We start from the raw sequence: 14,809 nt of genomic DNA on the forward strand, positions 1-14,809 counted from the left end.
AGTAGGTTTTTTGTTTTTTAGCTAGAAATATTTTTAAACTATTTGCGATTTATTATCTTCTTGCTCATTTAGCTGGGTGTTATGAAGGTTTATAATCTAAAGCTTGCTTGATTTAAAAAAAAGCATCAAGAATTCAAGTTGGTTAAGTACTACCTTAATTTTCTTAAATTCTTAATGGTTCTATAAAGACACTAACTGATCTTAAATTTTCTTCCTCATTCTAGCCACAGGAATATCCAGTTGTTCTCTGTATTTAGCTATAGTTCTTCTAGCAATAGGATATCCTTTTTCTTTAAGTAATTCAGCTAATTGATCGTCTGGATATGGTTTTTTCTTGTCTTCTTCCTCAATAATATTTTGAAGAATTTTTTTAATTTCTAAAGTCGAGACATCTTCTCCCTGATCATTTTTCATCGCTTCTGAGAAGAATTCCTTAATCAGTTTAGTTCCGTAAGGAGTTTCAACATACTTGCTGTTTGCTACACGGGAAATAGTCGAAATATCAAGACCTACTAAATCAGCAATATCTTTAAGGATCATTGGTCTTAACTTAGTTTCATCTCCATCAATAAAAAATTCTTCTTGATAGTGCATAATCGCATTCATGGTTACAAAAAGCGTTTCTTGACGTTGTCTGATTGCGTCTATAAACCATTTAGCCGAATCTAGTTTTTGTTTGATAAATTGAACAGCATCTTTTTGGGGACCTGATTTATCAGTCGATTCTTTATACGTTTGCATCATTTCCTTGTAATCTTTAGAAACATGCAGGCTAGGGGCATTTCTTCCGTTTAAAGTCAATTCTAGTTCATTATCAACTATTCTAATGGCAAAATCAGGAACTACATTTTCCGTGATTTTGTTATTTCCAGTAAAAGCACCACCGGGCTTCGGGTTGAGTTTTTCTATTTCGTGAATTGCTTTTTTAAGCTGCTCATTCGAAACATTATATTTTTGGATTAGTTTCTCGTAATGCTTTTTTGTAAAGGCATCAAATTGGTTTTCGATAATGTCAGTAGCTAATTCTACCGATTCAGAAGGTGTTTTGTGTTTTAATTGCAACAACAAACATTCTTGTAAATCACGGGCGCCTACACCTGACGGTTCTAATTCGTGGATAACATGCAGCATTCTGTCCACGGTAGCTTCGTCAGTGTAAAGTCCTTGCGTAAATGCCATGTCATCCACAATATCAGCAACACTGCGGCGGATATAACCCATGTCGTCGATACTTCCCACTAAAAATTCAGCAATATCTCGTTCGTCATCATTCAGGATAAACGTATTCAACTGATTGATTAAGTCCTGATGAAAACTAACGGGTGCTGCTAATGGAGATTCACGCTCCTCATCGTCATCACTGTAATTGTTCGTTTGGGTTTTATAATCAGGGGTGTCGTCGCTGCCTAGGTATTCGTCGATATTAATGTCTTCTGCTTCAACTCTATCGGATTCAGAATCATCATAGTCGTCATAATCTTCGCTTTCAAACTCGTCTTTTTCGTATTCGTCTTCTTCCTTTCCTGCTTCCAAAGCGGGATTTTCATTCATTTCTTCTAACAAACGTTGTTCGAATGCTTGCGTAGGCAATTGAATTAACTTCATCAGCTGGATTTGCTGAGGAGATAATTTCTGGGATAACTTTAAATTTAAAAATTGCTTTAGCATAATAAGACACTAATTTATTTCAGCCACTAAGACGCAAAGGCGCAAAGTTTTGTGTTATTTATTTTCTTTGAAAACCGTATTTTTGTCACTAAGGCTCAAAGTGTTTTTTTAATAATTCTTTTTGGTGTTTATAAATCTTCTGATGCCACTTTTTATTAGTGGGACCTTAAAATTAATCAAAACCTCCAAATCTTTATTTAGTAATTTCAGATGGCTTATGATTTGAGCCTCCCAAACAGGGTTTACCAACTCTACTGCTTTTACTTCAATGATAATACTATCTTCAACTAATAGATCCAGTCGTTAACCTTCATTAAATTCAATACCATCTAAACGATAGGAATATCTATTTGTCTTTTTATTTCAAGACCCGCTGTACTTATTTCGTGTGCTAAGCAAACTTCATAAACTCTTTCCAATAAACCCGAACCAAGTTCTTTATGAACTTTGAAAGCCGAATTAACAATTATTCTAGCAATCTCTTCGGTTCTCTCACTAATCATGTTTCAATGGCCGTTAACACGCAAAGGCGCCAAGTTATAAATTACTTTTATTACAATATCTTTAATTTTTCTTAGTGCCTTAGCGTCTTCGTGGCGAAACATTTTAAAAAATACTTTGAGGTAAAAATTAAAATTCCGCGTTCAATGGTGTTCTTGGAAAAGGAATTACGTCACGTATGTTTGTCATTCCTGTTACGAATAATACCAATCTTTCAAATCCAAGTCCGAAACCGGAGTGAACTGCTGAACCAAATCTTCGTGTATCTAGATACCACCATAATTCTTCTTCGTCGATTCCCAAGGCTTTCATTTTTTCGATTAAAACATCAAAACGCTCTTCTCTTTGCGATCCTCCCACGATTTCTCCAATTCCAGGAAAAAGGATATCCATTGCACGAACAGTTTTTCCGTCCTCATTCAAACGCATGTAGAATGCTTTGATATTTGCCGGGTAGTCAAATAAGATTACGGGGCATTTAAAGTGTTTCTCCACTAAGTAACGCTCGTGTTCTGATTGTAAGTCAGCACCCCATTCGTTAATGATATAGTTGAATTTTTTCTTTTTATTAGGAGTACAATCTCTTAAGATGTCAATTGCTTCGGTATAAGATACACGTTTAAAATTGTTTTCTAAAACAAAATTCAGCTTGTCTAACAAAGCCATTTCACTTCTTTCCGCCTGTGGTTTTGATTTTTCTTCGTCTAATAAACGAGTTTCAAGAAATTTCAAATCGTCTTGACATTTGTCCAATGTGTATCTAATCACATACTGAATAAAATCTTCAGCAAGATCCATGTTGTCATTCAAATCATTGAACGCCACTTCTGGTTCAATCATCCAGAATTCAGCTAGATGACGAGATGTATTTGAATTTTCGGCTCTAAATGTAGGTCCGAAAGTATATATCTGACCTAAAGCCATCGCAAAAGTTTCTCCTTCTAATTGTCCAGAAACCGTTAAGTTCGTTTCTTTTCCAAAGAAATCTTCTTTATAATTTACTTTTCCATCTTCGGTTCTTGGCGTTCCGTCAAATGGTAAAGCCGTAACTTTAAACATTTCACCCGCACCTTCAGCGTCAGATCCTGTGATGATCGGTGTATTTACATACACAAATCCTTTTTCCTGGAAATAACTGTGAACGGCAAATGATAATACCGAACGAACACGCATAATTGCGCCAAACATATTCGTACGGACTCTTAAATGTGCATTTTCACGCAAGTAATCCAGACTTGGTTTGTTCTTTGTTTGTATCGGGAACTTTTCTGCATCTGAATCGCCAAGGATCTCCAGTTTTGCAACTTGAATTTCAAACTTTTGTCCGGCACCTTTACTTTCCACCAAAGTTCCGGTTACAGAAATAGCAGCGCCAGTAGTAATTCTTTTTAATGTTTCATCAGGAGTGTTCTCAAAATCGACAACACATTGTATATTGTTAATGGTAGAACCATCATTTAAAGCGATAAATTGATTGTTTCTAAAAGTTCTCACCCATCCTTTTGCATTTACTTCATGAAGCGTCGTAGTACTGTTTAGTAAGTCTTTAACTTTTGTGTGTCTCATTTTATGTGTATGGTTGATTTTAAAATTCACTCGTGTTATAACTGCAAATATAAATGATTTGTTTTAATTGTCATTGCAGTAAGCAAGCAATCAAGGCCGACAATGTTGTTTTTTTTGGAGCTATTTCCAGCTATCCGCTATATCTTTTACTTTTTTTTAAAAAAAAAGTAAAAGGATGCCGCTTCTATCTGGGCTAGCGGGTAGTGGAATTATGAATTTTCAATATTATTTTTTTAAAGATGGTGAGTGTAAATGATATCTTTGGGAGTAGGATTTGTTTTGGGTACGAATGCTATTTTTTTGTAAGAATAAAAGTCTTGATCATTTCCAAAATGTAATTTGTATAAAGATGACATAAAGGTCAATTGGAGTGGGCGCAAAGTCGGAGACATTTGCGCAGCTGTGGTAGCTGGAAAAAAGCGAGTAGGGAAGAATAGGATTAATTCCAGCTATTAATAAACACAATATTTACACTCAATCTTGTCATTCCTATGAAAGAGGGAACTCAGCAATATTGATGATTTACTACAATTAAAAACTCCAGGTTGCTTGAAAGCTAGATGTTAAAAGTGTGTGAAGATGGCTTCGCCAGTTTGGGCAGAGCCTCTTGTCCTCCTCCGTCAGAATGAGAAAGTACGCAGACAAACAACACTTACCCCAATCTTGTCATTCCGACGGAGGAGTAATTTCTTCAATAGTGTCTCTTGAAATTGAAAAGACCAAGCTACTTTAAAATTATAGATTAACAGCGTAGGAAGATGGCTTCGCTAGTTTTGGTAAAGCCTCTCGTCCTTCTGCGTCGGAATGAGAAAGTCCGCAGACAAATAATATTTACCACAATCTTGTCATTCCGACGGAAGAGGAAACCCCTCAATATTGCTACTCAAACCGGGAATTAAGAAACTGCAAATCAGGATTTATAAATTAAAAATGAATGAGCACTTTTAAAGCTGGATAATACATATCAGAGAGGCCTTTGTTTGTGGGCACGAGCGAGACGCTCGCGCCAGCTTCGGATGATATAAATGTAACAAGTAGGATAACCTTCTTGAAATTGCATAGGCTAAAGTAATAAAAAACTTGTGGAGACTCCTCCTCTGTCGGAATGACAAAATTCGTGTTCTGTTTTTCTGGTATATAGACACTAATTCAATTAATTGTAGAACTGCGTTTTTTCGTTTAAATAATAATTTCTGCCTACTACATTTCTACCACATCACATACACCCAATTGTAAAACAACTTGTAAGGAAAAACTTAATTTTTACTATAAAAAAAAGCTCCCCATTTCTACAAACGGGAAGTTACTGTAGTAAAAAGGAAAATGACACTGCACAATTAATATTGTGTTATTTTTTTTCTTCTTCTTTATTATTCTGAACATGAACGTCCATTTGAGGAAATGGAATGTTGAGGTTATAATCTCCAAAACGGGTATAGACTTTCTCATTCATATCGAAAAATACGCCCCAATAGTTTGGAGCTTCAACCCATACTCTAACAGTGAAATTAACAGAGCTGCCCGCAAGTTCAGAAAGACCTATAAAGTTAGCAGGGTCCTTTAAAATCCGGCTATCTTCAGTAATAAAATCATTAATCGCCTTTCTGAAATCCTCAACATCATCACCATAAGCGATACCAAATTTCCAATCGACTCTTCGTAGTGCTTCAGTAGAAAAATTAGTAAGTGCTTCCGTAGCGAGTGGCCCATTCGGGATTATGATTAATTTCTTATCGGTTGTATTCAGCATAGTAGAAAAAATGGTAATCTCCTTTACAGTTCCTAAATAGCCTTGAGCTTCAATAAAATCTCCTAATTTAAAAGGTTTTAATATTAAAATAATAATTCCCCCTGCAAAATTTTGAAGCGTTCCTGATAAGGCTAGTCCAACTGCTAATCCGGCGGCACCAATGATAGCAATAAATGATGTCATCTCGATTCCTACCATTCCCATGACGGTAATAGCTAATAAAACTTTTAATATTATGTTTGTGATGCTTGTTAAAAAAGGCACAAGAGACTGATCTATTTTTGAGTTCTCTAATGATTTCTTAACTCCTTTAGTAATCAAGTTAGTAATCCATAAACCAATTAACAGCACTAATATGCCGCCTAATAATTTAGGTGCGTATTTAAAACCAAAATCTGTTATCTTTTCAAGGTAGTTATTTACAACTGTCGCTTGTAGTTTCATTATTTTTGTTTTTTGTTTTTCTACTCATTAGGCTTTTCGAATTCGCCCCGTTTTTTTGTGGTTACTGGACTCCACTTTTAGCATTAGCAATACACCATTAAAATGTACTGTAATTTGTTTGCTTTGTTACTTAAGTCCCCAGTTCGCTTAAACATGGACTTATCTGATGTAGCGAAATTTATACATCTGCTATATGGAGTGAAATTCGCTTCAGTTGTCTAGTCATTACTATCAAATATACAACTATAAAAAGAAACTCATGATAAACACGAATTATGGCTATAAAAAAAAGCTTCCCGTCTGCATAGGAGGGAAGCTTTTGAGTTTTACAAGATTTTTTTAATAAAAAGTATGCTGATCATTTATTTGAATCGGCAGCTTCTTTATCAGGGTTGTTTAAAATATCAATTTTGGGTTCGATGAATTCCTGTTTGTTTGCCAATGATTTATTTAGCGTTAAAACTAAACAAGGCAATAGCATTAAGTTAGACAACATTCCAAATGCCAATGTAATGGCGATTAATCCACCAAGGGCTACGGTACCGCCAAAGTCAGAAAGCATAAATACAGAGAAACCTGAAAATAAAACCACTGAGGTGTAGAACATGCTGAGTCCAGATTCTCTTATAGTGGCAAAAACAGAACGTTTAATTTTCCAGTTATTCCGCGTTAATTCTTGTCGGTATTGTGCCAAGAAATGGATCGTATCATCGACTGAAAGTCCGAAAGCAATACTAAAGACCAATATTGTGGATGGTTTTAGCGGAATTCCAAAATAACCCATTAATCCTGCGGTAACCATGAGTGGCAAGAGGTTAGGAATTAAGGATACGACTACCATTTTGAAGGATCGGAACATGAAGACCATTAACAAAGAAATCAGAAAGACCGCAAAAAGAAGTGACATCAGTAAATTGTCGAGTAGGTACTTCGTTCCTTTTTCGAAAACCAATGCTTTCCCTGTCATCACCACCTTATAGCGATCTGACGGAAAAATTTTATTGATTTTGGTCCAAAGCGTATTTTCTATTGTCGCCATGTTACCAGTTCCGATATCTCTCATGAAAGTCGTAATACGAGCCACTTGACCCGTGCTGTCCACATAACTTTTCATGATGTTATTTTGGGTATTTTTAGTTGCATTTTTAGCGTAACCCAAAATAAAACTTTGCTCCTGGGACGTGGGTAGTGCATAATATTCAGGATTACCGTTGTAGTAGGCTTGCTTAGAATATTTAACTAAATTAAGGATGGAGATTGGTTTTGAAAGTTCGGGTACTTCCTCAATCGTTTTTTGAAGTTCATCCATCTTTCTCAAGGTAGAGAGCTTCATTACTCCTTTTTTTCTTTTGGTATCAATCGTAATTTCTAATGGCATAATTCCATCAAATTCTTTTTCGAAAAAAAGAATATCTTGATAAAAGCCAGTGTTTTTAGGCATGTCTTCAATCAAACTTCCTGATGTTTTTATTTTTAAAGCACCAATGGTACTGATTAAAAATAAAAAGATGGCCACAAGATAGACATGCCTTCTATTGTATTTCACCATTTTTTCAATCCAAGCCATAAATACTTTCGTATAATTACGACTCAAATGTCTCAGGTGTTTTTCTTGAGGAACTGGTTGATAGCTGTAATAAATAGGGATGATGATAAGACATAAAAAGAATAGGGCAACAATGCTCAGTGAGGATATGATACCAAATTCTTTCAACAACTCACTATTGGTAATGATAAAAGTGGCAAAACCAGCGGCTGTGGTTAAGTTCGTCATCAAGGTAGCCGTTCCTACCTTTGTAATTACACGCTGTAATGCGCGGGCTTTATTTCCATGGGCAACATATTCTTGTTGGTATTTATTGGTCAGGAAAATGCAATTGGGAATTCCGATTACGATAACCAATGTAGGTACTACAGCGGTAAGTACAGTGATTTGGTAATTGAATAACCCAAGTAGTCCAAAGGTCCACATCACACCTATTATTACAATTAAAATGGCTATTAATGTAGCTCTTAAGGAACGGAAGAAGAAAAAGAATATCAACGAAGTCAGCAGTAGGGAAACCCCAATGAACAAACTAATTTCATTCATGATACTCATGGCATTGAGCGTCCTGATGTATGGCATTCCAGAAACACGTAAATCAATACCGGTTTCCTTTTCAAAGGCTTCAATCTTTGGGATAAAGTCATTTACGATATAGTCTTTACGGTGCGCTGTATTGACAATTTCTTTATCCAAATAAATAGCCGATCGTATAGTTCCGTTTTTTTTGTTGAAAAGTAAGCCTTCATAAAAAGGCATGTTTTGGAATAGGTCTTTTTTGATAGTGTCGAGGTACGCCTTCGTGCCCGCTTTGCTTTGGTCAACAAACGGAACTAATTCAAAAGTTTGTAGAGAATCATTTTTCTGCAATTTTTTCAAATCACTTATTGAAACGATTAAATCTACTTCTTTTTGGCTCTTTATTTCGCTCATCAATTTATTCCAGGCAGCAAATGCTTTTGGCGTAAAAAAAGCTTCGTTTTTAACTCCTATAACAATTAAATTTCCCTCTTCTCCAAATTTTTCTAAAAAGGCATTGTATTCTTTATTGACGATATGGTTGTCTGGCAGTAGATTAGCTTCCGTAAACGAAAACTGTATGTTCTTCCATTGCAATGCCAAAAAAATCGTTATGAGGACGATAACGCCAAGGATAGCGATTCTGTTTTTAAGCACGATATGGGCTATAAATTCCCAAAACCCTACCTTTAATTTCTTTTTCATAAGTGTATTAAAAATGGATGCAAATGTAGTGAATACCAATACAAATGATACAACTTATAGTAATCTTTTTATCGATTTTAGAGTTGGTTTTTAGCTGTTTTTTTTAGTTTTTTAACTTCACTTAAAAATTAATTTTAGCCTTGTAAAACGTATTACAGAATTGTACATCTTTGTGTGATTTATAAAAGTAATACGCTACTGGACCATGGATTTAAAAAAATATAAAAACACTTTGTTTTATTTGACGGTAACGGGTGGTTTCACGGTATTAATTTATTGGATCATTAGAAAGGGAAAACTGCTTGAAGGAAGAAAGAACTTGATGATTTTAGAAACGGGAAATGGTTCGTGGAATGATTTTATATCTTCCATGAAACATAATTTTGATGACCCCTTGGCAATACTTTTGGCACAAATTGTTATGATTATTCTCGTAGCTCGGCTCTTTGGTTGGGTTTTCAAGAAGATTGGACAACCAACAGTTATAGGTGAAATTATAGCGGGGATTGTTTTGGGTCCCTCCTTATTAGGGATGTATTTTCCTGGTTTTTCTGCGGCTTTGTTTCCTGTTGAGTCCTTAGGAAATTTAAAGTTTCTTAGCCAGATAGGACTCATTCTGTTTATGTTCGTCATTGGTATGGAGCTCGACATTAAAGTGCTTAAAAACAAAGCTAGTGAAGCGGTTGTAATAAGTCATGCCAGTATAATCATCCCTTTCGCCTTGGGTATTGGTTTGTCTTATTTTGTGTTCAACAGATTTGCGCCTGTAGGCGTTCAGTTTCTTTCCTTCAGTTTGTTTATGGGAATTGCAATGAGCATAACCGCCTTTCCGGTTCTAGCAAGAATCGTTCAGGAAAGGGAAATTCATAAAACGAAGCTTGGAGCTATAGTAATTACTTGCGCTGCTGCGGATGATATTACGGCTTGGTGCCTCTTAGCAGTGGTAATCGCAATAGTAAAAGCGGGAGATTTTATCAGTTCGCTGTATGTTATTTCGCTTGCTGCAATTTATGTTCTAGTAATGATTTTTATCGTCAAACCTTTTTTGAAAAGAATAGGCGATTTGTATGGTTCTAAAAATAGTATTGGAAAACCGGTTTTGGCTATTTTCTTTCTTTTTCTGATTCTTTCTTCTTATGCTACAGAAGTAATTGGTATTCATGCTCTTTTTGGGGCTTTTATGATGGGTTCTATTATGCCTGATATTTCTAAATTCCGAATGATATTTATCGAAAAAGTAGAAGATGTGGCGGTGATTCTCTTGTTGCCTCTGTTTTTTGTGTTCACAGGATTGAAAACAGAAATTGGTCTTATCAATGATCCGTATTTATGGAAAGTGACCGGAGCGATTATTATGGTTGCTGTTGTTGGTAAATTCTTTGGAAGTGCATTGGCTGCAAAATTTGTCGGACAAAACTGGAAAGATAGTTTGACTATTGGTGCCTTGATGAATACCAGGGGGTTAATGGAATTGATTGTACTAAATATAGGGTTAGAGCTCAAGGTTCTGACTCCCGAAGTATTTACCATGATGGTGATTATGGCACTGGTTACGACTTTTATGACCGGACCCGCTTTAGACCTAATTAATTATTTATTTAAAAACAGGGTTGTACCGGATGCCGAAGAGATAACGAATCACAGTAAGTACAGAATACTATTTTCATTTGGTAACAACGAGAAGGGGAAATCTCTACTGCGATTAGCGAATAGCCTGACCAAAAAGCAAAAAAGTAGCTCTATTGTAACAGCGATGCATCTTTCCCTTAGCAATGAACTGCACTCTTTCAATATGGATGATAAAGAAAAAGACAGTTTCTTTCCTATTTTTGAAGAATCAGAGGTTTTGAATATAGAAATTGAGACCATTTTTAAAGCAACTATTGATATAGAGTCGGAGATTGCAGATGTGGCAAACCAAGGCGATTATGACTTGTTGCTAGTGGGTTTAGGGAAATCTATTTTTGAAGGGACGATTCTTGGTAAAGTAATTGGTTTTACCACTAGGATTATTAATCCGGACCGATTGATTGACAAATTTACAGGTAAAGAAGGCTTGTTTGAAAACTCTCCTTTTGATGAAAGAACTCGACAAATTGTTGCCAAAACAAAAATGCCTTTAGGGATACTCATAGATAAAGAATTTCAAGAGATAGATCGTGTTTTTATACCGATTTTCAAATCAGATGATTCTTTTTTAATTGATTATGCCCAAAAATTAATTTACAACAATAATTCTAAAATCACGGTTTTAGATGTAAACGGACATGTAAATACTAATTTTGTTGTTCAAAGTGCCGTAAATTCGCTGGAAGAGAAGTATCCTGTAAACATTGGGATGCTAGAGGATAAAATAGTTACCGACGAGTTTCTTTCAAAACAAGATTTAATGCTGATTAGTCTTGAGAGTTGGAAAACTCTTTTGGATTTAGATATGCAATGGATAGCGGGAGTTCCCTCTGTTTTAATTATTAAACCGTAATGTATGAGTTGGATTTTATTGATCATAGGTGGATTGTTCGAGGTGGGTTTTGCTTCTTGTTTAGGCAAAGCCAACGAAACAAAAGGAGTCGAATCTACCTATTGGATGTTGGGTTTTATAGTATGTCTAAGTCTAAGTATGTTGCTGCTGTATAAGGCGAGTCAAGAATTGCCCATAGGTACCGCTTATGCGGTTTGGACTGGTATAGGAGCTGTAGGGACTGTTATAGTGGGTATTATCGTGTTTAAAGAACCAGCTACTTTTTGGAGGATTTTCTTTTTGACGACTTTAATTAGTTCTATTATTGGATTGAAGTTTGTCTCGAGTAACTAAAGTCCCAGATTGAGAACATAGCTTAGCTTTATGGCAATGTTGTCTTCAAATTGAGACAATTGATTGGGGCCATAACGGTAAAATGCAGTAAGACCCAATCCTTTAAAAATTTGATTGAGTTCTATTCCAGATTCAAAATAGCCTTCATTTAGTGTTTTATAATTTAATCCTACGTGCTGTTCTGGTTTTTGCAAATTTCCCCATGCCATTCTGGATACTAAAACTAAGGATGGTTTGACTTTTTTGAAAATAGTAACCCTGTGGAAGCCATGTTTAAATTGGAAAAACAGGAACTCAGTCGAGAAAAATTCGTTAAAGTACATCGTTTCAAAACTATTTTTTCCTGCAAAGGTTATTCTTTGAACAATGGACTCTTTTGTAATATTATTTGGCGAAGTATTGTACAAATGGGTTAACGGGATATCACCTATGGCATAACCTGCTTCGAAAAGTAAATTTGTTTTTTGACCATTTAAATATTTTTTCTCAAATTCCGTTTTAAAATCTATTTTGCTGAATTCAAAATCATTATCCAATACTTTTGGGACTGATTGTGTAAATTGAAAAGTAAATTTTGGATATCCTTTTTCTACTTCAACTCTACCGGTTGGTGTTTGCATATAATCACTAAAAGGATTCCATTGTAAGGAAACCATGGCCGTTGTCATGATATAATTCGAGTATAATTTACCATTTAAATTATAGACGTAGTTGAACTTGGGTTCGATTTCAGAGCGATCGAGCGTCCAAATACTTTCTATTTTAGGAATGATTTGGGTTTTCAAAGAGGCTTTCCAACTCACATAGTTATAAAAGGTGCTAATGTTTATAGGTCTTGGATCGTAGATCTTAAAGGGCTTTTTTTCGACGTCATATAACGTATTGGCAATCTCACTGACATCATCGGTGTAGAATGCGCCAATCCAGGAATCAGAAAATTTACCCACACGTGTGGACATCCCTAAATTATATTTAAAATTTCCATCTTTTGTACCATAAGCGGAATACCCTTCAATTCTGAAATTTTTTAAAAACCGATCATTTGTAATACCTCCAAAACCCAATCTAAATCCTTCATAGTTATTATAGCTTATGATTTTACGTAAGTCCATATCAAAAAAGCCCAAAGGTAAAAACCCGTTGATAATTTTTCTGCCGAAACGAATTCGGCTTGCAATTCTTCTTTTAATTGCGATACTATCCAATGCTAAATAGGTCTTTTGACTTCGAATGTCTAAACTATCCCTCCTGTAGGAATCCCAAAAATGTTCTGATTTGTTAATGGCATTCTCTTTTATTTCGACAGAAATATAGCTTTGCTTTATTTTGATTGGAGTATTATATTGGATATCAAAATTATCGGTTATCGACAATAGATAAGTAATATCCGAAGGTGTTTTTTTTCTAGTTTGGAAATCTTTTTCAACATCACCATCAAATTGAATCGTACCACCGAGAATTTTGATATCATCGTCATTTTTTCCTTTTATGATTTTAAAGGTTTTACGGATGGGGAACCAAATTTCCTCTTGAGGAATATATTCAAACTCATGAATACCACTGATATCAAGAACCCCTTTTATACGCATAATTGCCTTTGAAACAGCAAAATTATTTTGGTCTACATACAGTACACCTTCCAGTCCTGAAGCCTTACTTTTCTTTTTATTCTTAAAGTAAATCATATAAGACATTCTATCATTTATAGCGATAGTGTCCAGTAATTTATAATTATAGTCTCGTGGGGCATCATTGGCAATTGGACTGTTGTATTTTGTTTCAAAAAGTTCGTAGCTGGAATCGTAGACTGAAAAAGATTGTAGGTTGAAAGCTAAAATCTCATAAATAGGTTGTTTAAAACCGGCCATTTTTGTTCCTAAAATCGTTTCTTTTAATTTCTGGTTTCCAAACTGATATTGCGAGACTTTCTCTGTTTGAAATAAATGTTGCTTGCTTATAATCTCTTTGAATTTATAATCGGAAGAGTCGATTTTAGAGAAGGTCCTTCCAATAGATTTTTTAATAAAAACGGAATCAATAGCTCCTTTTATCGAGTCAGGATTAGCAGAAACAATTAGTTTGTTATAGGACTTGAATTCAAACGTTTTTAGTCTTACTTGGGGATTGTTTTTGTTTTTATTTTCAATCACCTTACTTATGATGGCTAAGGCAGGGTTTTTATTCGAAATAAAAACTTCTTGTAAGTCATCCCTTTTGGGCAGCAGGAAAACGGTGTAATAATTTTGTTCTTTTAGTACGGGAACTGTAGTTTTAAAATATCCCACGTAGGAAACGTCAAAGGAGGGAATGCTGTTTTTTGAGGAAATACTAAATTTCCCATCCACATCTGAAATCGTAGTCTCGCCATCAGTAGAGGTGATGGTAGCAAAAGCAAGCGGCTTGTTTGCGGTTGATTCTTTTATAATTCCGTTTACCTGAAATTGAGCCTGAATTGATAAAGTAAAAAAGAAAAATAGCAAAAAAAAAGGCCTCATAACTACTGTTTGTTTCAAAACGAAAAGAATCTTGGTTTGTTATGGCAAAAATAGTAATAAAAAATCCGTCTTGTCATAAGGATAAGACGGATTTTAAATTTGTATTTTATTAGAGTTTGCACCTCCATGATTTCTGCTTCTTTATCCAGTTAAGGTTCATGTACTTTTTTGATAAAGCTATTGGTAAGGTTTTGTACTTCGTCTTCGGCATTTTTACAGAGATCCTCTGAAGTTCCGTATTTTTCTAACTTTTTGATGTTAGTGGTGGCATCTCTACGTGCGTATATAATTCCTTTATGCTAGCGTCATTCATAATTTTATTTTCGCTCTCTTATTTTGTAGGTATGGTATAAAACACCTCTATTCGTTCCGTTGATATACAGGAGCCGCCAGGTCAGATTTTCATGAATTAATCTCTTATTATAATTGAGTACCCGATAGCGCGGATTTGCAATCCGTGCCCGCAAAGAATATCAAAATAATTCTAATAAAACAACCTCTAATTAGTTCTCTAAAACCCGATAGCGCGGATTGTCCCACCATAGTTTTTGGTCAGTATTTAAAAGTTGTTCAAGTGCAAATACTTCATAATCTGCATTAGCACCACCACCTATGCCGTAGGGGTCTTGCTAGCCAACTAATGCTGTATTGTCTCATTGATAAAAAGTAAAAAAAGTGACTTTAGTTAAAGGCAAAAAACACTTTTTCAATGATATGCACCATCAAAATATTTAGCTACTTCTTTGGGTGAAAAAACAGATAGCTATCATTTTGATAGTTGCTTTTTAATTTGCAATAAT

Annotated in this window: 10 protein-coding genes; 2 read left to right on the forward strand and 8 right to left on the reverse strand. The window is 35.1% G+C overall.

The features are described from left to right. Positions 1 to 201: 201 nt before the first annotated feature. The 6 genes from rpoN to A3SG_RS0114415 all read right to left on the reverse strand — a co-directional run bounded on the left by rpoN (position 202) and on the right by A3SG_RS0114415 (position 8,699). The gene (rpoN, locus tag A3SG_RS0114390) at positions 202 to 1,668 is read right to left on the reverse strand and encodes an RNA polymerase factor sigma-54 (RefSeq protein ID WP_016990711.1); all 1,467 of its coding nucleotides are present in this window, start codon (positions 1,666 to 1,668) and stop codon (positions 202 to 204) included. A gap of 108 nt (positions 1,669 to 1,776) precedes the next feature. Further along, entirely contained in the window at positions 1,777 to 1,968 is a 192-nt protein-coding gene (locus A3SG_RS23155) for a GxxExxY protein (protein WP_198008527.1), read from the reverse strand. Positions 1,969 to 1,997: 29 nt separating this feature from the next. Further along, positions 1,998 to 2,171, reverse strand: coding sequence for a GxxExxY protein (locus A3SG_RS22750; RefSeq protein WP_016990712.1), 174 nt, complete (start codon positions 2,169 to 2,171; stop codon positions 1,998 to 2,000). A gap of 127 nt (positions 2,172 to 2,298) precedes the next feature. Then, the gene (gene asnS, locus A3SG_RS0114400) at positions 2,299 to 3,735 is read right to left on the reverse strand and encodes an asparagine--tRNA ligase (RefSeq protein WP_016990713.1); all 1,437 of its coding nucleotides are present in this window, start codon (positions 3,733 to 3,735) and stop codon (positions 2,299 to 2,301) included. 1,348 nt (positions 3,736 to 5,083) lie between these two features. Next, the gene (locus A3SG_RS0114410; RefSeq protein ID WP_016990715.1) at positions 5,084 to 5,929 is read right to left on the reverse strand and encodes a mechanosensitive ion channel family protein; all 846 of its coding nucleotides are present in this window, start codon (positions 5,927 to 5,929) and stop codon (positions 5,084 to 5,086) included. Between the two features lie 358 nt (positions 5,930 to 6,287). Further along, complete coding sequence (locus A3SG_RS0114415; RefSeq protein WP_016990716.1) at positions 6,288 to 8,699, reverse strand: efflux RND transporter permease subunit; 2,412 nt, start codon at positions 8,697 to 8,699, stop codon at positions 6,288 to 6,290. A gap of 205 nt (positions 8,700 to 8,904) precedes the next feature. Here A3SG_RS0114415 and A3SG_RS0114420 point away from each other — a divergent pair, with 205 nt between their 5' ends. Then, positions 8,905 to 11,181 (forward strand): cation:proton antiporter, encoded by a 2,277-nt coding sequence (locus tag A3SG_RS0114420; protein WP_016990717.1) that lies wholly within the window; start codon positions 8,905 to 8,907, stop codon positions 11,179 to 11,181. A 3-nt stretch (positions 11,182 to 11,184) separates the two neighbouring features. Further along, positions 11,185 to 11,514, forward strand: a complete 330-nt coding sequence (locus tag A3SG_RS0114425) for a DMT family transporter (protein WP_016990718.1) — start codon at positions 11,185 to 11,187, stop codon at positions 11,512 to 11,514. On the opposite strand, the gene A3SG_RS0114430 is transcribed toward A3SG_RS0114425, so the two are convergent. Further along, complete coding sequence (locus A3SG_RS0114430) at positions 11,511 to 14,009, reverse strand: DUF5686 family protein (protein WP_016990719.1); 2,499 nt, start codon at positions 14,007 to 14,009, stop codon at positions 11,511 to 11,513. The two genes, A3SG_RS0114425 and A3SG_RS0114430, sit on opposite strands and share 4 nt — an antisense overlap. A 149-nt stretch (positions 14,010 to 14,158) precedes the next feature. Further along, positions 14,159 to 14,299, reverse strand: a complete 141-nt coding sequence (locus A3SG_RS21330) for a ribosome recycling factor (RefSeq protein ID WP_083832469.1) — start codon at positions 14,297 to 14,299, stop codon at positions 14,159 to 14,161. Positions 14,300 to 14,809 lie beyond the last annotated feature (510 nt).

The sequence above is a fragment of the Flavobacterium sp. ACAM 123 genome (assembly GCF_000264055.1).
Taxonomy (GTDB): Bacteria; Bacteroidota; Bacteroidia; order Flavobacteriales; family Flavobacteriaceae; genus Flavobacterium.